General features: G+C 72.4%; 31 protein-coding genes. 7 read left to right on the forward strand and 24 right to left on the reverse strand.

The window, feature by feature from the left end; all coding sequences use genetic code 11:
- Positions 1-81: 81 nt before the first annotated feature.
- The 10 genes from ACFYZQ_RS01010 to hisI form a co-directional block, all read right to left on the reverse strand.
- Positions 82-861 (reverse strand): DsbA family protein, encoded by a 780-nt coding sequence (locus ACFYZQ_RS01010; protein ID WP_389140262.1) that lies wholly within the window; start codon positions 859-861, stop codon positions 82-84.
- 107 nt (positions 862-968) lie between these two features.
- Positions 969-1,787 (reverse strand): tryptophan synthase subunit alpha, encoded by an 819-nt coding sequence (gene trpA, locus ACFYZQ_RS01015; RefSeq protein WP_389140264.1) that lies wholly within the window; start codon positions 1,785-1,787, stop codon positions 969-971.
- Entirely contained in the window at positions 1,784-3,067 is a 1,284-nt protein-coding gene (gene trpB, locus ACFYZQ_RS01020) for a tryptophan synthase subunit beta (RefSeq protein ID WP_389140266.1), read from the reverse strand. The genes trpA and trpB overlap by 4 nt, the downstream gene beginning before the upstream one ends.
- Before the next feature lie 58 nt (positions 3,068-3,125).
- The gene (gene trpM, locus ACFYZQ_RS01025; protein WP_389140268.1) at positions 3,126-3,347 is read right to left on the reverse strand and encodes a tryptophan biosynthesis modulator TrpM; all 222 of its coding nucleotides are present in this window, start codon (positions 3,345-3,347) and stop codon (positions 3,126-3,128) included.
- 22 nt (positions 3,348-3,369) lie between these two features.
- Positions 3,370-4,179, reverse strand: coding sequence for an indole-3-glycerol phosphate synthase TrpC (trpC, locus tag ACFYZQ_RS01030; RefSeq protein WP_389140270.1), 810 nt, complete (start codon positions 4,177-4,179; stop codon positions 3,370-3,372).
- Positions 4,180-4,323: 144 nt separating this feature from the next.
- Positions 4,324-4,731, reverse strand: a complete 408-nt coding sequence (locus ACFYZQ_RS01035) for a DUF2752 domain-containing protein (RefSeq protein ID WP_389140272.1) — start codon at positions 4,729-4,731, stop codon at positions 4,324-4,326.
- An 86-nt stretch (positions 4,732-4,817) separates the two neighbouring features.
- Complete coding sequence (locus ACFYZQ_RS01040; RefSeq protein WP_389140274.1) at positions 4,818-5,072, reverse strand: HGxxPAAW family protein; 255 nt, start codon at positions 5,070-5,072, stop codon at positions 4,818-4,820.
- A gap of 164 nt (positions 5,073-5,236) precedes the next feature.
- Positions 5,237-5,878 (reverse strand): TIGR02234 family membrane protein, encoded by a 642-nt coding sequence (locus ACFYZQ_RS01045; RefSeq protein ID WP_389140276.1) that lies wholly within the window; start codon positions 5,876-5,878, stop codon positions 5,237-5,239.
- Between the two features lie 61 nt (positions 5,879-5,939).
- Positions 5,940-7,445, reverse strand: a complete 1,506-nt coding sequence (locus ACFYZQ_RS01050; RefSeq protein WP_389140278.1) for an anthranilate synthase component I — start codon at positions 7,443-7,445, stop codon at positions 5,940-5,942.
- An 11-nt stretch (positions 7,446-7,456) separates the two neighbouring features.
- Positions 7,457-7,858 carry a phosphoribosyl-AMP cyclohydrolase gene (hisI, locus tag ACFYZQ_RS01055; protein ID WP_389140280.1) on the reverse strand — a complete coding sequence of 134 codons (402 nt, stop codon included), beginning with the start codon at positions 7,856-7,858 and terminating at the stop codon, positions 7,457-7,459.
- 82 nt (positions 7,859-7,940) lie between these two features.
- On the opposite strand from hisI, the gene ACFYZQ_RS01060 reads away from it, so the two are divergent.
- Together ACFYZQ_RS01060 and ACFYZQ_RS01065 are read left to right on the forward strand one after the other, a co-directional pair.
- Entirely contained in the window at positions 7,941-8,576 is a 636-nt protein-coding gene (locus ACFYZQ_RS01060; protein ID WP_389140282.1) for a TIGR03085 family metal-binding protein, read from the forward strand.
- A gap of 30 nt (positions 8,577-8,606) precedes the next feature.
- Complete coding sequence (locus tag ACFYZQ_RS01065) at positions 8,607-9,005, forward strand: VOC family protein (protein WP_389140284.1); 399 nt, start codon at positions 8,607-8,609, stop codon at positions 9,003-9,005.
- 4 nt (positions 9,006-9,009) lie between these two features.
- On the opposite strand, the gene ACFYZQ_RS01070 is transcribed toward ACFYZQ_RS01065, so the two are convergent.
- From ACFYZQ_RS01070 to hisD, 10 genes are all read right to left on the reverse strand, one after another.
- Complete coding sequence (locus tag ACFYZQ_RS01070; protein ID WP_389140286.1) at positions 9,010-10,257, reverse strand: MFS transporter; 1,248 nt, start codon at positions 10,255-10,257, stop codon at positions 9,010-9,012.
- A 17-nt stretch (positions 10,258-10,274) separates the two neighbouring features.
- Positions 10,275-10,862 (reverse strand): ArsR/SmtB family transcription factor, encoded by a 588-nt coding sequence (locus ACFYZQ_RS01075; protein ID WP_389140288.1) that lies wholly within the window; start codon positions 10,860-10,862, stop codon positions 10,275-10,277.
- Positions 10,863-10,984: 122 nt separating this feature from the next.
- Positions 10,985-11,740 (reverse strand): imidazole glycerol phosphate synthase subunit HisF, encoded by a 756-nt coding sequence (gene hisF / locus ACFYZQ_RS01080; RefSeq protein ID WP_389140290.1) that lies wholly within the window; start codon positions 11,738-11,740, stop codon positions 10,985-10,987.
- Positions 11,737-12,135: a RidA family protein gene (locus ACFYZQ_RS01085; protein ID WP_389140292.1), complete on the reverse strand. Its 399-nt coding sequence runs from the start codon at positions 12,133-12,135 to the stop codon at positions 11,737-11,739. Before ACFYZQ_RS01085 ends, hisF begins: the two co-directional genes overlap by 4 nt.
- Positions 12,132-12,857 (reverse strand): bifunctional 1-(5-phosphoribosyl)-5-((5-phosphoribosylamino)methylideneamino)imidazole-4-carboxamide isomerase/phosphoribosylanthranilate isomerase PriA, encoded by a 726-nt coding sequence (gene priA, locus ACFYZQ_RS01090; RefSeq protein WP_389140294.1) that lies wholly within the window; start codon positions 12,855-12,857, stop codon positions 12,132-12,134. The genes ACFYZQ_RS01085 and priA overlap by 4 nt, the downstream gene beginning before the upstream one ends.
- 4 nt (positions 12,858-12,861) lie before the next feature.
- Positions 12,862-13,503: an imidazole glycerol phosphate synthase subunit HisH gene (gene hisH / locus ACFYZQ_RS01095; RefSeq protein ID WP_389140296.1), complete on the reverse strand. Its 642-nt coding sequence runs from the start codon at positions 13,501-13,503 to the stop codon at positions 12,862-12,864.
- The gene (locus ACFYZQ_RS01100) at positions 13,503-13,667 is read right to left on the reverse strand and encodes a hypothetical protein (RefSeq protein WP_361810975.1); all 165 of its coding nucleotides are present in this window, start codon (positions 13,665-13,667) and stop codon (positions 13,503-13,505) included. The genes hisH and ACFYZQ_RS01100 overlap by 1 nt, the downstream gene beginning before the upstream one ends.
- Positions 13,668-13,671: 4 nt before the next feature.
- Positions 13,672-14,274 carry an imidazoleglycerol-phosphate dehydratase HisB gene (gene hisB, locus ACFYZQ_RS01105; RefSeq protein WP_388788666.1) on the reverse strand — a complete coding sequence of 201 codons (603 nt, stop codon included), beginning with the start codon at positions 14,272-14,274 and terminating at the stop codon, positions 13,672-13,674.
- Positions 14,271-15,383, reverse strand: coding sequence for a histidinol-phosphate transaminase (locus tag ACFYZQ_RS01110; RefSeq protein WP_389140298.1), 1,113 nt, complete (start codon positions 15,381-15,383; stop codon positions 14,271-14,273). Before ACFYZQ_RS01110 ends, hisB begins: the two co-directional genes overlap by 4 nt.
- Positions 15,380-16,705 carry a histidinol dehydrogenase gene (hisD, locus tag ACFYZQ_RS01115; RefSeq protein WP_389140300.1) on the reverse strand — a complete coding sequence of 442 codons (1,326 nt, stop codon included), beginning with the start codon at positions 16,703-16,705 and terminating at the stop codon, positions 15,380-15,382. The genes ACFYZQ_RS01110 and hisD overlap by 4 nt, the downstream gene beginning before the upstream one ends.
- Positions 16,706-16,882: 177 nt before the next feature.
- Between hisD and ACFYZQ_RS01120 the strand changes: the two genes are divergently transcribed.
- From ACFYZQ_RS01120 to ybaK, 4 genes are all read left to right on the forward strand, one after another.
- The gene (locus ACFYZQ_RS01120; RefSeq protein ID WP_389140302.1) at positions 16,883-18,460 is read left to right on the forward strand and encodes an oxidoreductase; all 1,578 of its coding nucleotides are present in this window, start codon (positions 16,883-16,885) and stop codon (positions 18,458-18,460) included.
- 130 nt (positions 18,461-18,590) lie between these two features.
- On the forward strand, positions 18,591-19,616 hold the full coding sequence (locus ACFYZQ_RS01125; RefSeq protein ID WP_389140304.1) for a hypothetical protein: 1,026 nt from the start codon (positions 18,591-18,593) through the stop codon (positions 19,614-19,616).
- A gap of 11 nt (positions 19,617-19,627) precedes the next feature.
- Complete coding sequence (locus ACFYZQ_RS01130; protein WP_389140306.1) at positions 19,628-20,368, forward strand: LON peptidase substrate-binding domain-containing protein; 741 nt, start codon at positions 19,628-19,630, stop codon at positions 20,366-20,368.
- Positions 20,369-20,382: 14 nt separating this feature from the next.
- Complete coding sequence (gene ybaK, locus ACFYZQ_RS01135) at positions 20,383-20,892, forward strand: Cys-tRNA(Pro) deacylase (RefSeq protein WP_389140308.1); 510 nt, start codon at positions 20,383-20,385, stop codon at positions 20,890-20,892.
- Positions 20,893-21,107: 215 nt separating this feature from the next.
- Here the strand turns inward: ybaK and ACFYZQ_RS01140 are convergent, their stop codons facing one another.
- The 4 genes from ACFYZQ_RS01140 to ACFYZQ_RS01155 form a co-directional block, all read right to left on the reverse strand.
- Positions 21,108-21,782, reverse strand: a complete 675-nt coding sequence (locus tag ACFYZQ_RS01140) for an AAA family ATPase (protein ID WP_389140310.1) — start codon at positions 21,780-21,782, stop codon at positions 21,108-21,110.
- A gap of 34 nt (positions 21,783-21,816) precedes the next feature.
- Entirely contained in the window at positions 21,817-22,638 is an 822-nt protein-coding gene (locus tag ACFYZQ_RS01145) for an ABC transporter permease (RefSeq protein ID WP_389141831.1), read from the reverse strand.
- Between the two features lie 74 nt (positions 22,639-22,712).
- A complete protein-coding gene (locus tag ACFYZQ_RS01150) occupies positions 22,713-23,687 on the reverse strand; it encodes an ABC transporter ATP-binding protein (protein WP_389141833.1) in 975 nt (324 codons plus the stop codon).
- Positions 23,688-23,814: 127 nt separating this feature from the next.
- Positions 23,815-25,032 (reverse strand): NYN domain-containing protein, encoded by a 1,218-nt coding sequence (locus tag ACFYZQ_RS01155; protein WP_389140312.1) that lies wholly within the window; start codon positions 25,030-25,032, stop codon positions 23,815-23,817.
- Positions 25,033-25,257: 225 nt separating this feature from the next.
- Here ACFYZQ_RS01155 and ACFYZQ_RS01160 point away from each other — a divergent pair, with 225 nt between their 5' ends.
- Positions 25,258-25,431 carry a hypothetical protein gene (locus ACFYZQ_RS01160; protein WP_389140314.1) on the forward strand — a complete coding sequence of 58 codons (174 nt, stop codon included), beginning with the start codon at positions 25,258-25,260 and terminating at the stop codon, positions 25,429-25,431.
- Positions 25,432-25,487: the final 56 nt, after the last annotated feature.

Consider the following 25,487-nt stretch of genomic DNA (forward strand, 5'->3'; position numbering starts at 1 on the left):
TACCGTGCCGGGCCGGGCACACGGCGGGCGGCCCGGCTACGGGTCGGTAACGGGGGCGTGAGAAACGCTTACCGTCGTCGGCTATCCCTTGGCGGCGTCCTCCACCATCTGCTTCAGCTTGGCCGGGGTCATCGTCCGGTCCTCGTAGATGTTCTTCCCGCCCAGCAGCACGGTCGGCGTGCCGGTGAAGCCGCCGGTCTGGAAGGCCTTGTCGGACTTCACCACCCAGCTGGTGTGCGTGCCGTCGTCGACGCACTTGCGGAAGGCCGCCGTGTCCAGGCCGGGGACCTTGCCGGCCAGTGCCACCAGCCTGGCGTCGTTGCCGTACGCGTCGTCGGTCTCCTTGGGCTGGTTCTTGTAGAGCACGTCGTGGTAGTCGCGGAACCTTCCGACGTCCTGGGCGCAGGCCGCGGCATTGGCCGCACGGAGGGAGCCGCTGCCTCGGAGGTTGCCGTCGATCAGTGTCACGAGGTGGTACTCGATCCTGAGCTTGCCGGAGTCGGTCAGCTCGTGGAGCGTCGGGCGGTACGCCGTCTCGAAGGCCTGGCAGGCCGGGCAGCGGAAGTCCTCCCAGACCGTGAGCGTCGACTTGGCGCCGTCCTTGCCGACCGGGATGGCGAGGCTGTCCTTGCCCAGGGCTCCCGACGGCGCCACGACCGGGCCCGCCGCCTTCTCGCCGCCCTTGTGCCGGCCCGTGTTCGCGGCGATCACGCCGATCACGGCCGCGAGGCCCAGGACGCAGGCGACGCTCGCGCCGATGATCAGTGCCCGCCGTCGCCTGTCCGCGGACTTCTGCTTCTCGCGCTCGACCGCCAGCCGCTCGCGGGCGGTGCGCTTTCCCTCACTGTTCTTCTCGCTCACACCCCCAGAACGAACCGGGGAGGCGCAGCGCGCCTCCCCGGTCCCAGGTCCACCCGTTCGAGTGACCGAATGATCCTGAGTGTTCCCCGCTGTTCCGTACCGCCCCGTTACGCCTGTCGGCGTACGCCCTTCGCCAGCTCTCCGGCGAGCTCGCGGACGGCCTCGACGCCGGCCGCGTGGTCCGGCCCGTCCAGCATCCGCTTGACGAACGCGGAGCCGACGATCACACCGTCGGCGAAGCCGGCGACCTCGGCGGCCTGGGCCGCGCTGGAGACGCCGAGCCCGACGCAGACGGGCAGGTCGGTGCCGGTGGCCCGGGTCCGTTCCACCAGGTCCTGCGCCTGCGCGCCGACCGACTCGCGGGTGCCGGTGACCCCCATCAGGGAAGCCGCGTAGACGAAGCCGCTGCCCGCCTCGGTGATCTTGGCGAGCCGCTCGTCCTGGCTGCTCGGGGCCACCACGAACACGGTCGCGAGGCCGTGCTTCTCGGCGTGCTCCCGCCACAGCACGGACTCCTGCACGGGCAGGTCGGGCAGGATGCAGCCAGCACCGCCCGCCTCGGCGAGCTCCGCGGTGAAGCGCTCGACGCCGTAGCGGTCGATCGGGTTCCAGTACGTCATGACGAGCACCGGCTTCCCGGTGGCCGCGTGGGCCTCCCGGACCGTGCGCATCACGTCCGCGATCCTGACCCCGCCGCGCAGGGCGATGTCGTCGGCGGTCTGGATGACCGGGCCGTCGAGGACGGGGTCGCTGTGCGGCAGACCCACCTCGACGACGTCCGCTCCGCCGTCGAGGACGGCCTTGATCGCCTCGATGCCGCCGTCCACGGTCGGGAATCCGGCCGGGAGGTAGGCGATGAGGGCGGAGCGGCCCTCGGCCCTGGCCGCGGCGAGGGTGTCCGTCAGCAGCTGGATGTTCCCGCTCACTTGGCGTCCCCCTCGATCTCGGCGGTGTCGGCCGCGTTGGCGGCGACCTCGGCGTCGGTGTCGTACAGGCCGAAGTAGCGGGCGGCCGTGTCCATGTCCTTGTCGCCGCGGCCGGACAGGTTGACCACGATCAGCCCGTCCTTGCCCAGCTCCTTGCCGACCTCCAGGGCCCCGGCGAGCGCGTGGGCGCTCTCGATCGCCGGAATGATGCCCTCGGTCCGCGACAGCAGGCGCAGGGCCTGCATCGCCGCGTCGTCGGTGACCGCGCGGTACTCGCCGCGGCCGCTGTCCTTGAGGTAGGAGTGCTCGGGTCCGATGCCCGGGTAGTCCAGACCGGCCGAGATGGAGTACGGCTCGGTGATCTGACCCTCGTCGTCCTGCAGGACGTAGGACCGGGAGCCGTGCAGGATGCCCGGCTCGCCCGCGGTCAGGGTGGCCGCGTGCTCGCCGGTCTCGATGCCGTGGCCCGCCGGCTCGCAGCCGATCAGGCGGACGGTCTCGTCCGGGATGAAGGCGTGGAAGAGGCCGATGGCGTTGGAGCCGCCGCCGACACAGGCGATCGCTGCGTCAGGGAGGCGGCCGGCGCGCTCCAGGAGCTGGCGGCGGGCCTCGACGCCGATGACCCGGTGGAAGTCGCGGACCATCGCCGGGAAGGGGTGCGGGCCGGCGACCGTGCCGAAGAGGTAGTGGGTGTGGTCGACGTTCGCCACCCAGTCGCGGAACGCCTCGTTGATGGCGTCCTTGAGCGTACGGCTGCCGGACTTCACGGCGACGACCTCGGCGCCGAGCATGCGCATGCGGGCCACGTTGAGGGCCTGGCGCTTGGTGTCGACCTCGCCCATGTAGATGGTGCACTCGAGGCCGAACAGGGCGCAGGCGGTGGCGGTGGCGACGCCGTGCTGGCCGGCGCCGGTCTCGGCGATGACCCGGGTCTTGCCCATGCGCTTGGTGAGCAGGGCCTGGCCCAGCACGTTGTTGATCTTGTGGGAGCCGGTGTGGTTGAGGTCTTCCCGCTTCAGGAAGATCCGGGCGCCACCGGCGTGCTCCGCGAAGCGGGGCACCTCGGTGAGGGAGCTGGGGCGGCCGGTGTAGTTGACCAGCAGGTCGTCGAGCTCACGGGCGAACTCGGGGTCGTGCTTGGCCTTGTCGTACTCGACGGCCACCTGGTCGACGGCCGCGACGAGGGCCTCGGGGATGAACTTGCCGCCGAAGGCGCCGAAGTAGCCTTCGGGGCTGGGGACTTGACCCTGCGGGTCGGGGATGAAGAAGTCGCTGGGCATGCGTGTACCTCACGGTGAGTTTGCGGAATGCACTAGTCGCCGTGGGGGGCGGGGATTGTCAGTTGACTGCGGGACCGTTGTGGCTGATCGCGCAGTTCCCCGCGCCCCTGGAGGCCTGCTGCCATCGCCGCCCGTTGACCTGTCCCGGCTCGTCACCGATGACGTACCGCACCCTGCGGCCGTGAACCCGACGTGCGGGCGCGCGGCAGCCTCGGGGCCGGCAGCCGCGCGCGAGGCGGGCGTACGGGTCCCGGGTTGCCAGGGTGATCGGGAGGGTCATCGTCGGTCAGCCTACCGGGAGATCAGCCCCGGCCGTGCCGCAGTGCCGGATGTTCGCCGGCGGCCACCAGGTCGGCGACGGCGCTCTTCGGGTCGCGGCCGGTCACCAGGGACTCGCCGACCAGGACCGCGTCGGCGCCGGCGTTGGCGTAGGCGATCAGGTCGTGGGGGCCACGGACACCGGACTCGGCGATCTTGACGATGTGGTCCGGGATCTCGGGCGCGACGCGTTCGAACGTCCCGCGGTCGACCTCGAGGGTCTTGAGGTTGCGCGCGTTGACGCCGATGACCTTGGCGCCCGCGTCCACCGCGCGCTCCACCTCGTCCTCGTCGTGCACCTCGACGATGGGGGTGAGACCGATGGAGACGGCGCGCTCGATCAGCGACTCCAGAGCCGGCTGTTCGAGGGCGGCCACGATCAGCAGCGCGAGGTCGGCGCCGTACGCGCGAGCCTCCCACAGCTGGTACGACGTGACGATGAAGTCCTTGCGCAGGACCGGGATGTCCACGCGGGCCCGGACGGCCTCCAGGTCGGCCAGCGAGCCGCCGAAGCGGCGCTGCTCGGTGAGGACGGAGATGACGGCCGCGCCGCCCGCCTCGTAGTCCGCGGCGAGCCCGGCCGGGTCGGCGATCGCGGCCAGCGCGCCCTTGGACGGGCTGGAACGCTTGACCTCGCAGATGACCTTGACGCCCTCGCCGCGCAGCGCGGCGACGCCGTCCTTGGCCGCGGGAGCCTTCGCCGCGCGCTCCTTGAGCTCGTCGAGGCTGACGCGCGCCTGCCGCTCCGCGAGGTCGGCACGGACTCCGTCGATGATCTCGTCGAGCACACTCACGCGAGCGGCCCCCTTCCAGACGGTTTTTCCAGACGGTTGAAAAGCCATTGAAAAGGCATGGTCACTGCGATGGTAGCCGGAGGGGGGCCAAGGCCTCGCATCCGGTCGGCGCACCGTCCCAGTACCTGGACGTTCACTCCCGCGTCAAGGGTGCAGCCAGCCCCCGAACGGCAGGTTCCGGACCACGGTGAAGAGCAGCAGCAACGCGCCGGCGGTCCACAGTTGCGCCGGCGAGGGGTCGATCCGGAACGGGCGGCCGCGTGCCACGCGGACCGTCCAGACGGTCCACAGCACGGCGAAGCCCAGGTAGCCGGCCACGGCCGGCGCGTTGTCCTGGAGCGCGGTGAGGAAGTCCCCGTGGACGAAGGCGTGCGCGCTGCGCAGCCCGCCGCAGCCGGGGCAGTACAGGCCGGTGTAGCGCAGCAGGGGGCAGACCGGGTAGTGGCCGGGCGGGTTGGGGTCGACGGTCCCGACGTACGCGAAGGCCCCGACGACGGCCGCGAGGATTCCGGCGGGCACGGCCAGCCGTCTGCAGGCGTTCACGCCTCGCATTCTGCCTCGTGCGGGCCGCACGCGCGCGTGAGGGGCGGACGGCGCCTCACCGGTGCCGTCCGCCCCTCACGCGCGGGCGTGGAAGCTCAGCTCTCGGCGCTCGCCGGCTCGCGGGTCTTGGCCGCGGCGTGGGCCACCCCGTGGTTCTCCTTCGGCTGGCCGAGGCCCATGGCGCGCATGATGGCGCCGACGACACCACCGAGGGCCACGATCACCATGCCGGCCCAGAAGCCCAGCGGCTGTGCCATCACCATGAAGGCGCCCGCGACGCAGAAACCGATGAAGGCGATGATGACACCGGTCCAGGCGGCCGGGGTGTGACCGTGGCTGCTGCCCGCCATTGCTTGCTCCTCGTGGTGGTGTGCGTGTCGTACGTGGCCGTACGTGTCCGGGCCCGGCCATCTCCGGGGTGGACGCTCGCCGTCCATTGTCCCGTACGCGTGGACGTGCCGTGAGCGGGGGTCGCCGGCGACGGGCGTCTCTTTCGCCACATCGGGCGAGGGTGCTACGCGCCGGTGGGGTCCTCGCCGCGGTCCAGGGCCTTCCAGAGCTCCTCGGGGCGGTCGGGGTCGACGGTCTGGGCGGTGCGGCGCGGGCGCGGTGTGCCGTCGCGCTCGTACCGTCCGGACATGGCGGGCCACAGCCGGCCGTAGCGTAGGGCGAGGAGACCGGCGAGCAGCAGGAGGGCGCCGCCGACCGCCGCCACGTACGGCCAGCCGGTGTGGGTGAGCGCGGCCACCGTGGCGGAGGTGTCGCCGGTGGTCTCGGCCGCCTTCTCGTCGAGCGCCGAGCTGTCGGAGGCACCGATCAGGGCCGCGGCGACGGTACCGGCGCCGGAGAGCGCGAGGAGCCCCGCGACCAGGAAGCGGCCGGCCCGGCGGACGGCGAAGACGGCGACGAGCGCGGCGAGGCCCACTATGGCGAGGGCCGCGGGGACGCCCGTGACGTCGCTGCCCTTGGCGGTCAGCGGGAAGGCGCCGCCGGCCACCGTCGCGGTGCCCGCCGACCAGCGCTGCCGGGTGGAGAGCAGCGCCACGGCCGCGCCGAGCGCGCCGCACAGCAGGGCGACGGCGAGGCTCCGGCGGCCGGACCGCGCGGACGCGGGCGCCTGGGAACGGGGGTTGGGTACAGCAGTCACGTACTCCACTATCCCCCGGACCCCGGGCGAACCGTCACCCGGGGTTCCGTTGAGGAACGTGATAAACGCCCTACTTGCCCAGCCGGTTGGCGGTGTGCACCGCCCGCAGCACGGCCGCCGCCTTGTTGCGGCACTCCTGGTCCTCGGCGGCCGGGTCCGAGTCGGCGACGATGCCGGCGCCGGCCTGGACGTAGGCGGTGCCGTCGCGCAGCAGGGCCGTGCGGATGGCGATGGCGGTGTCGGAGTCGCCCGCGAAGTCGAGGTAGCCGACGCAGCCGCCGTACAGGCCGCGGCGGGACGGTTCGAGTTCGTCGATGATCTGCATCGCGCGGGGCTTCGGCGCTCCGGAGAGGGTGCCGGCCGGGAAGCAGGCGGTCAGCACGTCGAAGGCGGTGCGGTCCTCGGCCACGCGTCCGGTCACCGTGGAGACGATGTGCATCACGTGCGAGTACCGCTCGACGGACATGAAGTCGACGACCTCGACGGATCCGGGCTCGCAGACCCGGCCGAGGTCGTTGCGGCCGAGGTCGACGAGCATGAGGTGCTCGGCGCGCTCCTTGGGGTCGGCGAGCAGTTCGTCGGCGAGGGCCTGGTCCTCCTGCGGGGTGGCGCCGCGGTGCCGGGTGCCGGCGATGGGGTGGACCATGGCCCGTCCGTCCTCGACCTTCACGAGGGCCTCGGGGGACGAGCCGACGACGTCGAACGCACCTTCGTCCCCGTGAGGGAACCGGAAGAGGTACATGTACGGCGAGGGGTTGGTGGCCCTCAGGACCCGGTACACGTCCAGCGCGCTCGCCGTGCACGGCGTCTCGAACCGCTGCGACGGCACGACCTGGAAGGCCTCGCCCGCCCGGATGCGCTCCTTGATGTCCTCGACGGCCCGCTGGAAGTCGGGGCCGCCCCACAGGGCGGTGTACTCGGGCAGTTCCGAGGGCGGGAGCACGGCGGGCGGCTGGGCGACCGCGCGGGTCAGGTCCGCCTCCATCGCGTCGAGGCGGGCCACGGCGTCCGCGTACGCCTCGTCGACGCCCGTCTCCAGGTCGTTGTGGTTGATCGCGTTGGCGATCAGCAGAACGGAGCCCTCCCAGTGGTCCATGACGGCGAGGTCGCTGGTCAGGAGCATGGTCAGCTCGGGAAGCTTCAGGTCGTCCCGCTCGCCGGGGCCGATCTTCTCCAGGCGGCGGACGATGTCGTAGCCGAGGTAGCCGACCATGCCGCCGGTGAAGGGCGGCAGGCCCAGGTCGTGGGCGAGGTCGCGGGGGGTGTGCAGGGCCTCGATGGTGGCGCGCAGGGTGGCGAGCGGGTCGCCGCCGGTGGGGACGCCGACGGGCGGGGTGCCCAGCCAGTGGGCCTGGCCGTCGCGCTCGGTCAGCGTCGCCGCCGACCTCACGCCGACGAAGGAGTACCTGGACCAGGAGCGGCCGTTCTCCGCGGACTCCAGCAGGAAGGTGCCGGGGCGCTCGGCGGCGAGCTTGCGGTAGAGCGCGACCGGGGTGTCGCCGTCGGCGAGCAGCTTGCGGGAGACCGGGATGACGCGGCGGTCGGCGGCGAGCTTGTGGAACGTCTCGAGGTCCATGGCGGCAGACCTTACTGATCCGAGGGCCGGGCGCCGGAATCGGCGTCCTCGAAGAGCACGTCGGCGTCGAAGCAGGTGCGGGCGCCGGTGTGGCAGGCGGCGCCGACCTGGTCGACCTTGACCAGCACGGTGTCGGCGTCGCAGTCCAGGGCGACGGACTTCACCCACTGGAAGTGGCCGGAGGTGTCGCCCTTGACCCAGTACTCCTGGCGGCTGCGGGACCAGTACGTGCAGCGGCCGGTGGTGAGCGTGCGGTGCAGCGCCTCGTCGTCCATCCAGCCGAGCATGAGCACCTCTCCGGTGTCGTACTGCTGGGCGATGGCGGGCAGGAGCCCGTCGGCGCTGCGCTTGAGGCGCGCGGCGATCTCGGGGTCGAGGCTGCTGGGCCCGGGAGTGCCGGTCGTACTGGTCATGGGTGCCATTGTGCCGGGCGGCTCGGGCAGGGCCGGTCCGTGTCCACTGCGCGGACGCGGCGTGGGGTCGTAGGCTGACGGTATGTCGACCTTCGCCAAGCGTGAACGGCTGCTGCTCGCAGATCTCTTGGAAACGACCGGTCCGGACGCCCCGACCTTGTGCGAGGGGTGGCGGACCCGGGACCTGGCCGCGCACGTGGTGGTGCGCGAGCGACGCCCCGACGCGGCCGGCGGCACGCTGATCAAGCCGCTCGCGCCGCGGCTGGAGAAGGTGATGGCGGAGTACGCCGCGAAGCCGTACGAGGAGCTGATCCAGCTGATCCGTACGGGCCCGCCGCGTTTCTCGCCCTTCCAGCTCAAGCAGATCGACGAGGCGGCCAACGTCGTCGAGTTCTACGTGCACACGGAGGACGTCCGCCGGGCTCAGCCGGACTGGGGCACGCGCGAGCTGGATTCGGTCTTCCAGGACGCCCTGTGGTCCCGTCTGGAGCGCACCGCCCGGCTGGTGGGCCGGGGTGTGCCGACGGGCCTGGTGCTGCGCCGGCCGGACGGCCAGACGGCGGTCGCCCACCGGGGCACGCCGGTGGTGACGGTCACCGGCGAGCCGTCCGAGCTGCTGCTGTTCGCCTTCGGCCGGCAGAGCGCCGCGAAGGTGGACCTGGACGGCGACGAGGACGCGATCACCACGCTGCACGAGTCGAAGCAGCTCGGCATCTGAGAAAGCAGCTCGGCATGTGAGGGGCTCGCCATGATCAAGGTCGCGATGACCGGCGTGTACGTCGACGACGTGCCGAAGGCCCACGCCTTCTACACGGACGTGCTCGGCTTCGAGACCCGCACCCACCTGGACCTCGGCGGCGGCACGCTGTTCGTCACGGTGGGCGCCCCCGGCGGAGCCCAGCCGGACCTGCAGTTGCTGCTGGAGCCGGGCGGCGGCCCCATCGCGGAGCCGTACCGCCGTGCCCTGTACGAGGCGGGGATCCCGGCCATCGTCTTCTCGGTGGGCGACATCGTGGCCGAGTACGGGCGGCTGCGGGGGCTCGGGGTGCGGTTCACCCACGAGCCGCAGGAGCAGGGTCCGGTGATCGCCGCCGTGCTGGACGACACCGTGGGCAACCTGGTGCAGTTGGCCCAGCCGAAGGGGTGACGCCTCAGCGCGGCAGTTCGGCGCGGCGCAGGTCCGGTACGCAGAGGGCCACGACGCCGCCGAGGCCGCAGACGGCGGCGCTGACGGTGTACACCGGGCCGAGGCCCCAGGCGCCGATCGCGGCGGCGGAGAACGGCATGCTCAGCGGGGTCAGGCCGAGGCTGACCAGGCTGGAGACCGCGGTGACCCGGCCCAGGTAGGCGGGGTCGGCCTGGGTCTGCAGCAGGGCTCCGCACATGGCGCCGCTGAGTCCGGCCAGCAGCCCGATGAGCAGGGCGATCCCGACGGCACCGACGAGGTGCGGGACGAAGGCGAGGGCGCCGATCGCGGCGGAACCCGTGATGATGGTGCACGCGGCGACCAGTCCGGCCCGGGGCAGCCGCCCCCGGGCGGCCAGCAGCAGCGAGGCGGCGCCCGCGCCGGCACCGAACCCCGCCAGCACCCAGCCCATCCCGGAGGCGCCCCAGCCGCGCCGCTCGGCCAGCAGGGTCAGGCCGACGTTGAGCGGGCCGACGAAGCCCAGGTCGCCGAGGGCGATGACGATCATCAGCGGGGCGAGGACGCGGTGGCCGCGGATGTAGCGGAGGCCGGCGGCGAGGTCGCTCCGGGCGGTACCGGTGGGGGCCCTGTCGTCGGCGGGCAGTTCCCGCACCCGCACGCCGATCAGGAGCGGCACCGACACGGCGATCAGCAGCCCGGCGAGCCCGAACGCGGCCGCCGCGCCGCCGAGCGCCACGCCGAGTCCGCCGAGCGGGGCGCCCACGACGTTCGCGAAGCGGATCGCGAGGCCGCGCATGCCCTGGACCCGGGCGAGCTGGTTCTTGCCGGTGATCCGGGCGGGCAGGGCGCCCACGGCGGGCACGAACACGGCGTCGACGGTGCCGAAGACCAGGGCCAGCAGGGCCAGCGGCCACAGTCCGGGGCTGGTGAGGAACAGCAGGGCGGCCACCGCGAGCACGGCCGCGCACCGCGCCGCGTCACTGCCGATGACGACCCTGCGCGGCCCCAGCCGGTCCGCGATCACGCCTCCGCCCAGCATCAGCACGGCCCGCGGCAGCGCGCTGACCGACATCACGATCCCCGCCTGCGCGGGTGTCCCGGCCTGTACGGCGGCCCAGGACAGGGCGATGTAGTAGACGCTGTCCCCGACCATCGAGGACCCGTACGCCCCGAGCCAGCGCAGCACGTTGGGGTCGCGGTGGGCGGGGCGGTCGGTGGTGGTCAGCGCCGGGGGTGTGAGTGTGGCGGTCATGGGGCGGCGAGGTCCTCTCAGACGCGGAACGGGAATCCGTACACGTGCAGCGCGACGTTCTCGCGCCCTTCGGTGTCGCCCGAGGCTTCGGCGGACCGGCCTTTCTCGTCGTACTTCCTGGCGAGGGCCAGGAGTTCCTCACGCAGTTCGTTCATTTCGCTCGCGGTCAGGCGGAGCAGGGACTCGCTGTCGTGAGCGGCGGCGTTCCACTCGGGGCCCCAGGTGGACCGCTCGTCGAGGTAGCGGCGGTACATGTCCATGCGCTGTTCGAGGAAGAGCCGGGTGGCCGCCAGGTGCGCGGACGCCTTCCCGGGCTCGTCCCGGAAGTCCCGGTCGCTGATGCTCACGCCCTCGGAGGACGGCTGCCACCACCGCTCGCGGCCGTCACCGCTCTGCGCCTCGGCATCCTCGATCAGGCCGTGCTCGGCGAGCTTGCGCAGGTGGTAGCTGACCAGCGAGACGGCCTCGTCGACCTGCTCGGCGAGGTGCGAGGCGGTCGCCCTGTCGGCGACGCACAGCGCCCGGTACAGCTTCATCCGCAACGGATGGGCGAGCGCCTTGAGTGTGCCCACGTCCGTGATGGCACGACTCCCCTTGGTTGTCATGCCACAACCATAGATACGAAAGAGAAGTTGCACAACAGATTTTGCGCAACTCCTCTTTCCTATCGGGGCGCGAAAAGGCCCCGGTTACCGGAAGGCAACCGGGGCCGAAGCTCAGCGCGGCGTCACCGCACGGGGTGACCGGCCTCCTTCAGCGCCTGCTTCACCTCGCCGATCCGCAGGTCGCCGAAGTGGAAGACTGAGGCGGCAAGGACCGCGTCGGCGCCGGCGGCGACCGCCGGGGCGAAGTCCGCGAGCTTGCCCGCGCCGCCCGAGGCGATCACCGGGACGGTCACGTGCTTGCGGACCGCCGTGATCATCTCCAGGTCGTAGCCGTCCTTCGTGCCGTCCGCGTCCATCGAGTTCAGCAGGATCTCGCCCGCGCCCAGCTCGGCCGCCCGGTGCGCCCACTCGACGGCGTCGATGCCGGTGCCCTTGCGGCCGCCGTGGGTGGTCACCTCGAAGGTGCCCTCCGGGGTGCGGCGGGCGTCCACCGAGAGGACCAGCACCTGGCGGCCGAAGCGCTCGGCGATCTCCCGGATCAGGTCCGGGCGGGCGATCGCCGCGGTGTTCACGCCCACCTTGTCGGCGCCCGCCCGCAGCAGCCTGTCCACGTCCTCGGCCGTGCGGACGCCGCCGCCGACGGTCAGCGGGATGAACACCTGCTCGGCGGTGCGGCGCACCACGTCGTACGTCGTCTCGCGGTTGCCCGACGAGGCGGTGATGTCCAGGAACGTCAGCTCGTCGGCGCCCTCGGCGTCGTACACCTTGGCCATCTCTACGGGGTCGCCCGCGTCCCGCAGGTTCTGGAAGTTGACGCCCTTGACGACCCGGCCGTCGTCCACGTCCAGGCAGGGAATGACTCGGACGGCGAGGGTCATGCTCCGGACACTCCTCTGAACGCCTCCACCTCGACCTCGACGACCAGACTGGGGTCGACGAAGCCGGAGACGAGGATCATGGATGCGGCGGGCCGGACGGAGTCGAACAGCTCCTTGTGGGCGCGTCCGACGTCCTCCACGTCCCGGGCATGGGTGAGGTACATGCGCGTCCGCACGACGTCGTCGCGGCCGAGGCCCAACCGGCCCAGCGCCGCGAGCGCGACGTTGAAGGCGTTGACCGTCTGCTCGTACGGTCCGCCTCCGGCGATCTCGCCGTCCACTATCGATGTGCAACCGGAGACCAGCACCAGCCCGTTCGGCAGTTCGACCGCTCGGGAGTAGCCGAAGCTCTCCTCCCAGGGCGCGCCGGTCGTGACACGTCGTACATCGCTCACTGGGCTACCGCCTCCAAGGCCTCTTCGAGAGTGAACGCCTTCGCGTACAGCGCCTTCCCGACGATGGCGCCCTCGACACCGAGGGGTACCAGCTCGGCGATGGCCCGCAGGTCGTCCAGCGACGACACGCCACCGGAGGCCACGACCGGGCGATCGGTCGCGGCGCACACGTTCCTCAGCAGCTCCAGGTTGGGGCCCTGCAGCGTGCCGTCCTTGGCGATGTCGGTGACGACGTACCGCGCGCAGCCCTCCTCGTCGAGCCGCGCCAGCGTCTCGTACAGGTCGCCGCCGTCGCGGGTCCAGCCGCGTCCGCGCAGGGTCGTGCCGCGGACGTCCAGACCGACCGCGATCTTGTCACCGTGCTCGGCGATGACCTTGGCGACCCACTCCGGGGTCTCCAGTGCGGCGGTGCCGAGGTTCACCCGGGTGCAGCCGGTGGCGAGCGCGGCGGCCAGGGAGGCGTCGTCGCGGATGCCGCCGGACAGCTCCACCTTGATGTCCATGGCCTTGGCGACCCCGGCGATCAGCTCCCGGTTGTCGCCGGTGCCGAACGCGGCGTCCAGGTCGACCAGATGCAGCCATTCGGCGCCCGAGCGCTGCCAGGCGAGGGCGGCCTCCAGCGGGGAGCCGTAGGAGGTCTCCGTGCCGGACTCGCCGTGCACGAGGCGGACGGCCTGGCCGTCACGGACGTCGACGGCGGGGAGGAGTTCGAGCTTGGCCATGTCTCTACAGGGTTCCGATCCAGTTGGTGAGCAGCTGGGCTCCGGCGTCGCCGGACTTCTCGGGGTGGAACTGCGTGGCCCACAGGGCGCCGTTCTCCACGGCGGCCACGAAGGGCTTGCCGTGCGTCGCCCAGGTGACCTTCGGCGGGTGCAGCACCGGGTTGTGGGTCTCCAGGGTCCAGTCGTGGACGGCGTAGGAGTGCACGAAGTAGAAGCGGGCGTCCGCCTCCAGGCCGGCGAACAGTTCGGAGCCGGCGGGCGCCGATACGGTGTTCCAGCCCATGTGGGGCACGACGTGGGCCTGCAGCGGCTCCACCGAGCCGGGCCACTCGTCGAGGCCCTCGGACTCGACGCCGTGCTCGATGCCGCGCGCGAACAGGATCTGCATACCGACGCAGATGCCCATCACCGGCCGCCCGCCGGACAGCCGGCGGTCGACGACCCAGTCGCCGCGGGCCTCGCGCAGGCCCTTCATGCAGGCGGCGAAGGCACCGACACCCGGCACCAGCAGGCCGTCGGCGTTCAACGCCTTGTCGAAGTCACGCGTGATCTCGACGTCAGCTCCCGCGCGCGCGAGGGCGCGTTCGGCGGAGCGGACGTTGCCGAAGCCGTAGTCGAAGACCACGACCTTCCTCGGCGCGCTCATCAGTTCCACACCTCCAGCCGCATGACGCCGGCGACCAGGCACATCGCCGCGGCGATCGAGAGCAGCACGATCAGGCTCTTCGGCATCTGCTGCTTGACGAAGGAGTAGATGCCGCCGACCAGGAAGAGGCCGACGACGATCAGTACGGTGGACAGACCGTTCATGGGGCTACAGCGCACCCTTCGTGGAGGGGAGGATGCCCGCCGCGCGCGGGTCCCGCTCGCTGGCGTAGCGCAGTGCGCGGGCCAGCGCCTTGAACTGGCACTCCACGATGTGGTGGGCGTTGCGCCCGTAGGGCACGTGCACGTGCAGGGCGATCTGGGCCTGGGCGACGAACGACTCCAGGATGTGCCGGGTCATCGTGGTGTCGTACTCGCCGATCATCGGCGCCATGTTCTCGGGCTCGGTGTGCACGAGGTAGGGCCGGCCGGACAGGTCGACGGTGACCTGGGCCAGGGACTCGTCCAGCGGGACCGTGCAGTTGCCGAAGCGGTAGATGCCCACCTTGTCGCCGAGGGCCTGCTTGAAGGCGGCGCCCAGTGCGAGGGCGGTGTCCTCGATGGTGTGGTGGGAGTCGATGTGCAGGTCGCCGTCGGTCTTCACGGTCAGGTCGAACAGACCGTGCCGGCCGAGCTGGTCGAGCATGTGGTCGTAGAAGCCGACGCCGGTGGCGATGTCGGTCCTCCCGGTGCCGTCGAGGTCGATCTCGACGAGGACCGAGGTCTCCTTCGTCGTGCGCTCGATCCTTCCGACACGCGCCTCGCGAGTCATGTGTTCTGCTCCTTCTTCAGGTCACGGACCGCGTCGAGGAACGCGTCGTTCTCCGCCGGGGTCCCGGCGCTCACCCGCAGCCATCCCGGTACGCCGTTGTCACGCACCAGGACGCCCCGGTCGAGGATCTTCCGCCAGGCCGCGTGGGCGTCCTCGAACCGCCCGAACTGTACGAAGTTCGCGTCGGACTCGGTGACCTGGTAGCCGATGGACCTGAGCTCGCTCACCAGCCGGTCCCGTTCGGCCTTCAGCTGTTCGACGTACTTCAGGAGGACGTCCGTGTGTTCCAGGGCGGCCAGGGCGGTCGCCTGGGTGACCGCCGACAGGTGGTACGGCAGCCGGACGAGCTGGACGGCGTCCACGACCGCCGGGTGCGCGGCGAGGTAGCCGAGGCGCAGGCCGGCGGCACCGAACGCCTTGGACATGGTCCGTGAGACGACGACATTCGGCCGACCTTCGAGCAGCGGCAGCAGCGAGCGGCCGTGGCTGAACTCGATGTACGCCTCGTCCACGACGACCATGGACGGCTTGGCCGCCTGAGCCGCCTCGTACAGGGCGAGCACCGTCTCGGGCGGGACCGCGTTGCCGGTGGGGTTGTTGGGGGTGGTGACGAAGACGACGTCGGGCCGGTGCTCGGTGATGGCCCGCTCGGCCGCCGCCGGGTCGATGGTGAAGTCGTCGCTGCGGGGGCCCGAGATCCAGCCGGTGCCCGTGCCGCGGGCGATCAGCGCGTGCATCGAGTACGACGGCTCGAAGCCGATCGCCGTACGACCGGGGCCGCCGAAGGTCTGCAGCAGTTGCTGGATGACCTCGTTGGAGCCGTTGGCGGCCCAGACGTTGGCCAGGCCGACCTCGTGGCCGGTCGTGTCGGTCAGGTACTTCGCGAGCTGTGTGCGCAGCTCGACGGCGTCCCGGTCGGGATAGCGGTTGAGGTTCCGGGCGGCCTCGCGCACCCGCTCGGTGATCCGCTCGACCAGCGGCTCGGGCAGCGGGTAGGGGTTCTCGTTCGTGTTCAGCCGTACGGGGACGTCCAGTTGGGGCGCGCCGTAGGGGGACTTGCCGCGCAGTTCGTCCCGTACGGGGAGATCGTCGATCCTTACGTCGCTCACTTGCTCGTCGGCACCTTCCACCCGAACCTGGCCTTGATCGCCGCGCCGTGCGCGGGCAGGTCCTCCGCCTCCGCCAGCGTCACCACGTGGTGGGCGACCTCGGCCAGCGCGTCCTTCGTGTAGTCGACGATGTGGATGCCGCGCAGGAAGGACTGTACGGACAGGCCGGAGGAGTGGCAGGCGCATCCGCCTGTGGGCAGGACGTGGTTGGACCCGGCCGCGTAGTCGCCCAGCGAGACGGGTGCCCAGGGGCCGACGAAGATCGCGCCCGCGTTCTTCACCCGGTCCGCGACGGCGGTGGCGTCGGCCGTCTGGATCTCCAGGTGCTCGGCACCGTAGGCGTCGACCACCCGCAGGCCCTCGTCGAGGCCGTCGACCAGCACGATCGCGGACTGCCTGCCCTTGAGGGCGGGCACGATCCGGTCGTCGATGTGCCGGGTGGCCGCGACCTGCGGTTCGAGTTCCTTCTCCACCGCGTCGGCCAGTTCGGTGGAGTCGGTGACCAGCACGGCCGCCGCAAGCGGGTCGTGTTCGGCCTGGCTGATCAGGTCGGCGGCGACGTGCACCGGGTCGGCGGTGGCGTCCGCGAGGATCGCGATCTCGGTCGGGCCCGCCTCCGCGTCGATGCCGATCTTGCCGGTGAAGTAGCGCTTGGCGGCGGCGACCCAGATGTTGCCGGGGCCGGTGACCATGTTGGCGGGGGCGCAGGACTCCGTGCCGTGGGCGAACATGGCCACGGCGGTGGCGCCGCCCGCCGCGTACACCTCCTCGACGCCGAGCAACGCGCAGGCGGCGAGGATCGTCGGGTGCGGCAGGCCGTCGAACTCGGCCTGGGCGGGGGAGGCGAGCGCGATCGACTCGACGCCGGCCTCCTGCGCGGGCACCACGTTCATGATCACGGACGACGGGTAGACCGACCGGCCGCCGGGTGCGTACAGCCCGACGCGCTCGACCGGCACCCACTTCTCGGTCACGGTGCCGCCGGGCACGACCTGGGTCGTGTGGGACGTACGGCGCTGTTCGCGGTGCACGAGGCGGGCCCGGCGGATGGACTCCTCCAACGCCGCGCGCACGGCCGGGTCGAGCTGTTCCAGCGCGTCGGTGAGCGCCTGTGCAGGGACCCGTACGGACTTCAGCCGGACCCCGTCGAACTTCTCGGCGAAGTCGATCAGCGCCGCGTCGCCCCGATGATGCACGGCTTCGCAGATCGGACGCACCTTCTCCAGGGCGGCCGCTACGTCGAAGTCGGCTCGGGGCAGCAGGTCGCGCAGGGCGGGTCCCTCGGGAAGGGCGTCGCCGCGCAGATCGATTCGGGAGATCACGCCCTCAATTCTCTCAGACCGGCGTCGGCTGTCGTCCGCGCGTATCAATGGCTGATACAGAACGTGGCCGGAACCCGGAAGATCCCCTTCACGTCTGGCGTTCGGAGCTTGCTCAGTGGGCATCACCGGCTGTACCAGCGGGCTGACCCACGAGTAGCCGGGGAGGGAGGGAACAGCGTGACCGAGGGGGACGGCCTCCGGACGGGGGACCTGCCGGAGGATCTGACGGCCGCCGAGGCGGGGATGTGGCAGGCCTTCCGCAACGGCAGCGTGTACGACCTGAGCAGCGGGGACGCCGTCGTGGACGACCCGCACGGCCGGCATCCCTGGGGTCCCGAGCGGACCGTGCGGGCGCGCATCGTGTGCTGGCTGCTGCTGGACGGCCCGCCCGCGCTGGCCGGCCGGGTGTCGTCGCTGAAGCTGTCCGGCGTGCGGATCAGCGGGACCCTGGACCTGGCGGGCGGCACGGTGGTGCCGTACGTGGAGCTCAAGGGGTGCCGTTTCGACCGGGAGGTCCTGCTGCCCGAGGCCCGCTTCACGACCCTGCGCATGGTGGACTGCTCGGTCCCCCGTCTGGAGGCCGCCCGGGTGCACACCGAGGGCGATCTGCACCTGCCCCGCTGCCGCTTCCTCGGCGGCGTCCGGCTCACCGACGCGCACATCGGCACGGACCTGCTGCTCAACCAGGCGATCGTGCACCGGGACCGCCTCGGCCGTTCGATCGCCGCCGACGGCATGACCGTGGGCCAGGACCTCCAGGCCGAGCTGCTGGAGTCGCACGGCGAGCTGAGCCTGCGCAGCGCCAAGGTCGGCGTCTCGCTGAGCCTGCGCGGCGCGAAGCTGACCAACCCGTATGCGCGGCTGGCCCTGAACGCCCCCCAGCTGACCGTCGAGCGCACCCTCTACCTGACCCCCGCCGGCGTGGGCAGCCCGCTGCTGAGCGGCACCACCCCCGCGCACGGGACGCGGATCCAGCGCTTCGAGTGCCAGGGCGGGGTGCGCTTCGACGACGGGCGGTTCGGGGACGCGGTCGACCTGGAGCGCGCCCGGTTCGTCTTCACCGACGAGCAGGAGCTCTCGCTGCGCCGGGTGCAGACGCCCGAGCTGCGCTTCCTCGGGGAACGGCCGCAGCGCGGCAAGGTGGTGCTGTCGGGGGCACGGGTGGTGAACCTCGTGGACCGGGCGGCGAGCTGGCCGGGGCCGGGGAGCCTGCACATGGGCGGTTTCACGTACGAGAGCCTGGTGCCACAGGGACCGTTCCCGCTGACCGAGCGCCTGGAGTGGGTGGCGGCGGCGACCGCCGAGTACAACCCGGAGCCGTACGAGCGGCTGGCCGCCGTGCTGCGCGGGGCGGGGGAGGACGAGGACGCGCGGGAGGTGCTGCTCGCCAAGCAGCGCCGCCGCCGCGAGACGCTGCCGCCGGCCGCCAAGCTGTGGGGGTACGCGCAGGACTGGACGGTCGCCTACGGGTACCGGCCGGGCCGCGCGGCCGTGTGGATGGCGGTGCTGTGGGCGGCGGGCACGCTCGCCTTCGCGCACGCCGGCCATCCGCCGACGAACCCCGACGGACACCCGGCCTGGAGCCCGGCCCTGTTCGTCCTGGACCTGCTGCTGCCGGTCATCGACCTGGGCCAGGTGGGCCAGTGGCAGCTGCGCGGCGGCTGGCAGTGGCTGGCGGCGGTGATGGTGCTGCTGGGCTGGGTCCTGGCGACGACGGTGGCGGCCGGAGCGACGCGGCTGCTGCGGCGGGGCTGAGCCGCCGGCTTGGCAGGTACCCATCAGTAGTTGAACAGTAATCAACTTTTACCGCTCCTTGACCGGAGCACGTACAACTTTCATCGGCCTTGCGTCAGGGGCTGGCGCGGCGCCGACCAGCGGTCTTTCAATGGTCCTCACCATGGCTCTTCTCCCCACGTTCATCCGCCCCACCCGGATGAAGAGGATCCCCTCGCGCCCGGCCGGACCGCCCGCCGGTGACGAGGTACTGCTCGACGCGCCCGACGACCGCCTCGGCCCCGCACTCGTCGCGGCCGGAAGAGGCGAGTACGGCGCCGCCGCCGAGCTGCTGGCCGCCACCCGCACGGCCGCCGAGTGGGAAAACCGGGACCGGTACACACGGCGCCTGGCCGCCTTCGCCCGCTCGCGCCCCGAGTGGTTCGAGGAGTGGCGCGGGGCCGCCCCCGGCGACCCCGACGTGCTGCTGATGACGGCCCAGCTGGCGGTGGACCGCGCCTGGCCGTCGCCGGACCGGGCCGAGCTGCTGCGCGAGGTGAGCCCGCTGATCACGGCCGCCGCCAAGGGCGACGACCGAGACCCGGTGCCCTGGCGGATCGCCCTGGACCACGCGCGCGGCACCCGTGCCGGGCACCGGTACTTCGAAGAGCTGTGGGAGGCGGCCGTCCGCCGCGCCCCGCACCACTACGGCTGCCATGTGGCGGCCCTGCGGTACCTGGCGGCCTCCTGGCACGGCTCCCACCGCGAGTGCTTCGACTTCGCCGACCTGGCCGCGCAGGACGCCCCGGCCGACTCGCTCGTGCAGGCGCTGCCCGCGCGGGCCGCCTTCGCCTACCTCACCGACGGCTGCGGGCCCGAGGTGCCGCGCGGACGGCTGGACGCGGCGGCCGACCGGGCGATCGCGCTCTCCGGCCGGTTCCCGGCTGCGGATCCCTGGCCCGCCGAGGTCCGCAACAAGCTGACGTACGTCCTCGTACGGCTGGACCGCTGGGAGGACGCCCGCACCCAGCTGCGGCTGATCGGCCCGTACGCCACCTCGTTCCCGTGGGACCGGGTCTCCGACGACCCGCTGGGGCACTTCCTGCGGCTGCGCGAGGAACTCCTGACGGGACTGATCCCGGCGCCCCCGCGACCACGAAGTGAGTACCCCGGACACGTCCGCGCCGGTGACCATTAGGCTGGGGCGCCGTGACCACCGTCCGTCTCCCCCTCTTCCCGTTGAACTCGGTACTGTTCCCGGGCCTGGTGCTGCCTCTCAACGTCTTCGAGGAGCGCTACCGCGCCATGATGCGCGAGCTGCTGAAGACGCCCGAGGAAGAGCCGCGCCGGTTCGCCGTCGTGGCGATCCGCGACGGCCACGAGGTCGCGCCGAGCGAACCGGGCATGCCGGATCCGACGGCCCTGCTCGAACGCGGGGCCGCCGCGGGTTTCGGCACCGATCCCCTACGGGCGTTCCACGCCGTGGGCTGTGTGGCGGACGCGGCGACCGTACGGGAGCGGGCCGACGGCACGTTCGAGGTACTGGCGACCGGGACGACCCGGGTCCGGCTGCTGTCCGTGGACACGTCGGGGCCGTTCCTGACGGCCGAGCTGGAGGAGCTGCCCGAGGAACAGGGCGACGAGGCCGGGGCACTGGCCGAGGGCGTCCTGCGGGCGTTCCGCCAGTACCAGAAGCGGCTGGCGGGTGCGCGGGAGCGCTCGCTGACCACGGGCGCGGACCTGCCGGACGAGCCCGCGGTCGTCTCCTTCCTGGTGGCGGCGGCGATGATGCTCGACACCCCGGCCAAGCAGCGGCTGCTCCAGGCGCCGGACATCGCGTCCCGGCTGCGCGACGAGCTGAAACTCCTTCGCGCGGAGACGGCGATCATCCGTAATCTGCCGTCGTTGCCGGCGGCCGAGCTGACGCGCGGCCCGACGAGTCTGAACTGAGGCCCCCCTCCCCGATGGCGAAGAAGTCCAAGAACAAGAAACCGCAGCAGTCCGGCGGCACGCCGGCGACGGTGGCCCTGACGGCGGCGGGCGTGGACCACACGGTCCACGCCTACGACCACGACCCGTCCCACCCCTCCTACGGGGAGGAGGCGGCCGAGGCGATGGGCGTCTCCCCCGAGCGCGTCTTCAAGACCCTGGTCGCGGACGTCGACGGCACCCTCACGGTGGCCGTGGTCCCGGTGGCGGGCTCCCTGGACCTGAAGGCCCTGGCGGCTGCGGTGGGCGGCAAGCGGGCGGCGATGGCGGACCCGGTGCTGGCGGAACGCACTACGGGTTATGTGCGCGGGGGCATCTCCCCGCTGGGCCAGCGGAAGAAGCTCCCGACGGTCCTGGACGACTCGGCGACCGCCCACGGCACGATCTGCGTCTCGGCCGGTCGGCGGGGGCTGGAGGTCGAGCTCTCGCCCGCCGACCTGGCCCAGCTCACGCAGGCGGTACTGGCCCCCATCGGGCGCGGCTGATTTCGGGCTGCTGGGGGCTCCGTCCCCAGACCCCCGGGCCTATGCCCACCCAACTGGAAGGCGCGGCCACCAAATCCAGCCCGTCCGGCGTTTGAGGACGAGGCCGTTCAGGCCGAAGGGGGGTCCAGGGGGCACAGCCCCCTGGCGGGGTCGAAGGGGCGGAGCCCCTGGGGACGGGAAGGGTAGGGGCGGCGGGGGCGAGAACAGCCCGGCGGTCACCCCTGCGCGGGCGGCGTCCCGTACGGCCCCTGGTGGGGGCCCTCCTGGTAGGGATCCGGATCCCGTGGCCCGAACAGCGCCATCAGGCCGAGATGGACGAGCAGCGCGGCCAGCGACCAGGCCAGCAGCGCACCCTTCGCCCCGAGCTTCAGCGGAGCCGAGAAGGTCACGCCCTTGCCCACGGCCTTGGCATGGGCGAGGACGTCCTTCTCCGGCCCGAGCCACACCCCGAGCCGCCACGCCAGCAACGACCCCAGTACACCGCCGACGGCCAGCCCGACCACCAGCGGCACTCCCCCGCGCCGCCGCAGCAGGAAGACGACGATCGCACTGACCACCCCGAAGGCCAGCGCCAGCAGCGTGAACGTTCCGTCGACGCCGACGGCCTGCTCCCCCTCGGTGTCCTTGAGGTAGACGATCCAGCGGCCCTTGTCGTCCACGGAACCGATCAACGGCACATGCGGCGCCAGCCACCACCACAGCAGCCCCAGCAGCACCCCGCCGAGCGCCAGCGCCACCGTGACGACGGCGGCCTCCCGCACTTCGGTCTTCATCCCGGGGCCGTCCTGTCCGTAGGCACCCCCCGCGGCACCGGCGGGCTGCGGCCCTTGCCAGCCCTGGTGCGAGGACGGTTCGTGCGGCGGCGGAGGCGGAGTCAGTGGTGCGGTCACCCTGACATCGTGCCAGGTCGCCCTGTGCCGCGCGTCACCGGACGGCGGCCCTGCGGTACGCCCAGGTCGCCACGGCCAGCGACACCACCCCGACCGCGGCGCACACGCCCAGGTCACCGGCGACGAACGCCCAGTCCGGACGCGCCGCGAAGGTCCGTGCGTAGGCCTCCACGCCGTAGGTGGACGGCAGCAGATCCCGGGCCAGCCGGATGATCTCCGGCATCCGGTCGGGCGGAAGCACGCCCAGCAGCAGCGCCGCCGACATGCCCAGCTGTCCCAGCAGCGTGGCCAGTTCCGGCCGGGGCGCGAGCAGACCGCAGGCCGCGCCGAGCCCGGAGAGCGCGGCGCCCGCGAGCGGGATCACCGCGAGGAGGATCCACAGGTTGCCCAGCGGCAGCCCGAACAGCACGCAGCCGAAGACGGCGGTCACCAGGGTCCCGGGCACGGTGAACGAGGCGTACGCCCCCGCCGCCCCCAGCACCACGGCCGCCGGAGGCACCGGAAGCGTGGCGTAGTGGTCGAGGCCGCCGCCGGCCCGCAGTTGCCCGAAGTACTGCGCCAGCAGGTTCAGCGCGACGAACGCGACGACGACGACCGACGACCCGGCCACCACGGACTGGGCCTCGCCCCGGGTGTCCACCACCCCGCGCATCATGATCATGATGCCGACGGACTGGAAGGTCGCCACGAACAGCAGCGGCATCCGCGCAACCCGGGCCCGGGACAGCTGCGCCCGGTACACGGCGGCCAGCGACGGCCACAGCCGCGCGGGCGGCGCCAGCTCCGCCGCGCCCCTCGCCGCCCCGGGCACGGACACGGCGCTCCCCGAGGGAGACTGCGCGGATACGGCACTCACGTCGAGCTGCTCCTCTTCCCTGCGGCGGACGAGCCGTCCCTCGGTGGACCGTACGGATGCGGCACCCCGCGTGCTCACGCCTTCACCAAACCCTGCCGCGCGGCACCGCCCAGTGCCAGGTACACGTCCTCCAGGCTGGGGGTGGCCAGCGTGAAGTCGTCCAGGGCGGCGAAGGCGGCCCCGCCGGTGACCGTGGCGACGGCCGCGCGGGCCTCCTCCGGCGCGAGCCGCAGCGTCCAGCGGCGCCCGGCCTCCACGGCCCGCTCGCGCAGCACGGCGACCTCCGGCACCTCCAGGGGCGCCTGGTCCCGCCACACCAGATCCACCCGCACCTCGCCGGACACTCTCTCCTTGAGCCCGGCGGGGGTGTCGCAGGCGATGACCCGGCCCTGGTCCAGGACGGCGACCCGGTCGAGGACGGTCTCGGCCTCGATGACGTTGTGGGTGACGAGCAGCACGGTCGTGCCCCGGTCGGCCCGCCGCCGGTCGACGGCCCCCCACACCGCACGCCGCGCCACCGGGTCCATGCCGGTGGTCGGCTCGTCGAGCACCAGCAGCGGGCGGTCACCGACCAGGGCGGCGGCGAAGCAGGCGAGCCGCCGCTGCCCGCCGGAGAGCTTCTTCAGCGCCCGCCCGGCGATCGGCGTGAGCCCGAGCTCGTCCAGCACGGCGTCCCGTTCGGCGCGCGCCCGGGTGACGTCCAGGCCGCGCAGGCGTCCGGTGGTCTCCACGGCGAGGGAGACGGTCAGTTCGTCCAGGGCGGTCGACTCCTGGCCGAGGTAGGCGAGGATGCGCGCGGCCCGCTCCGGATGCCGCACGATGTCGTGGCCGAGCAGCTCCACGCTGCCGGCGTCCGGCCGCAGCAGCCCGGTGAGCTGCCGTACGAGGGTGGACTTGCCGGCGCCGTTGGGTCCGAGCAGTCCGAAGATCTCACCGCGGCGGACGTCGAGCGTCACGTCGTCGGTGGCCCGGACCTCCGGGACGCCCGGCGCACCACGCCGCCCTCGCACGGCCGGATAGGTCTTCGTCAGCCCGCGCACGATGCACACCACGTCATCGGGATGCCGAAGTGCCTGTGCCACGCGCGTACTCACAAGGGACGAGAGTACGCCGTCCGGGGGCTTTACTCGCCTTTGGGGCGCCCGGGCCCCGTGGGCGGGGACGGCCGTCGGCGGTTCACTCCCCCGCGGGTGCGTGCTCCGCGGACGAGGGCACGTCGATCTCCCGCCAGAAACCCGCCCGGATGGCGTACCGGTCGTGTTCGTCGATCTGGTCGTCCTTGTGGGCGAGGAGACCGAAACGGGCCGCGTAGCGCAGCAGCTCGCCGTCGATGCGGTGCGGGATGCGCGGATACATCCCGGACAGTTTCTGCAGGTGGCTCTGGTCGCCCAGGCGGGAGATCCAGCGCCGGGCGAAGACCTGTCCGACCTCGAACGGGTCTCCGCCGACCGTGGTGATGTCCTCCTCGCGGTCGGCCCACCGCTGCTCGGCCGTGGTCAGCTGGGCGAGGGTCGGCATGGAGGCGGCCTCCGGCGGTTCGGGCACCACCCCGGACCGGTCCACCCAGCCCTTGTCGGAGGACCAGCGCAGGGTGGCCGTGGTGGGGTGCTGCGCGGCCTGGGCCCCTGGGGCGCGCAGCGCGGCGAGGTCCTTGGGGGTGGGTACGCCCTTGGGTGCGGGCACCCGCTCCTGCGCGCCGTTCTCCTGGGCGCGGGCGGCGGGCGCGTGCTCCTCCTCCGCGGGCCGCTCGGCGGCCGAGGTCAGCGCGGACTCGGGCAGCGGCGCGGAGAGGATCGCGGCGATCTCCGGACGGGGCGCGGGGGGCGGTGCGCAGACGCCGGTGAGTTCCTTGGCCCGTACCGCCTGTGTGATCCAGGCGCGGTCCAGCACCCGCCGCTCGTCCGCCTCGGCGACCAGGTCCTCGGACTGGTTGTAGTCGCCGTCGGCGGCCTGTACGGCCCACAGGTGGACGGCCACGCCGTGCTCCTTGGCGGCCATCATGCCCGGCAGCAGGTCGCCGTCGCCGGTGACCAGGACGACGTCGGAGCATGCGCGGTTGCGGGCCAGCTCGGTGAGCTCGGCGTGCATGGCGGCGTCCACGCCCTTCTGGGCCCAGCGCCCGTCGCTGCGGGTCAGCGCGCCGAGCCGGACGGTGACCCGGGGCATCACGCGCAGCCGGCGGTGCTCCGGCTGGGGGACGCGGTCCGGGGCTCCGTCGAACCAGTAGATGCGGAGCAGGGGACGCTCGGTGTCGGCCTCCGCTCGCTCGCGCAGCGCCTGGATCAGGGCGGCGTGATCGACGGTGATCCGGGACCGTGAGGGCTCTCCGGCGAGGAGGCTGGCGGCGGCCCCCAGCAAGTACCCGGCGTCCACCAGGACGATGCAACGGTCCACGCGACTCACCCTCTTCCCGGGAGGTTTGTGCTTGCGGCTTGCTTCGAGTCTGCCCGACCGTGCGGGCGTTAACGGCCCGAACTCGATCTTCGGCGTGGCGTTTCCGGACCGGGCGCCCCGACAAGCCTGTCACAGACGGTAATTATCCGGAATGCGTTCATTGTCAGCCTATGTGAATCTGATGGCGGCCCTGGCCCCTAGACCCCCTTCAGGAGGCAGATCACCATGGCCAAGAACAAGAACAGCCGCAAGCAGGCCGGCCCGAAGAACCGTTCCTCGCAGGCGGAGCAGCCGCAGGAGCACACGCAGCGCCCTCCGGCTCAGGCGCACGAGCCCGAGATGGCGGGCGGCCCGGCGGATGTTGCCCGTAAGCAGCACAAGCGCTTCGGCCACAACTGAGACCGTCGCGCGGGCCTTTGAGCCCAGGCATTGACGAGGGGCGTGTCCGTGACCGG

The organism is Streptomyces sp. NPDC001843 (genome assembly GCF_042891955.1).
Lineage (GTDB): Bacteria > Actinomycetota > Actinomycetes > Streptomycetales > Streptomycetaceae > Streptomyces.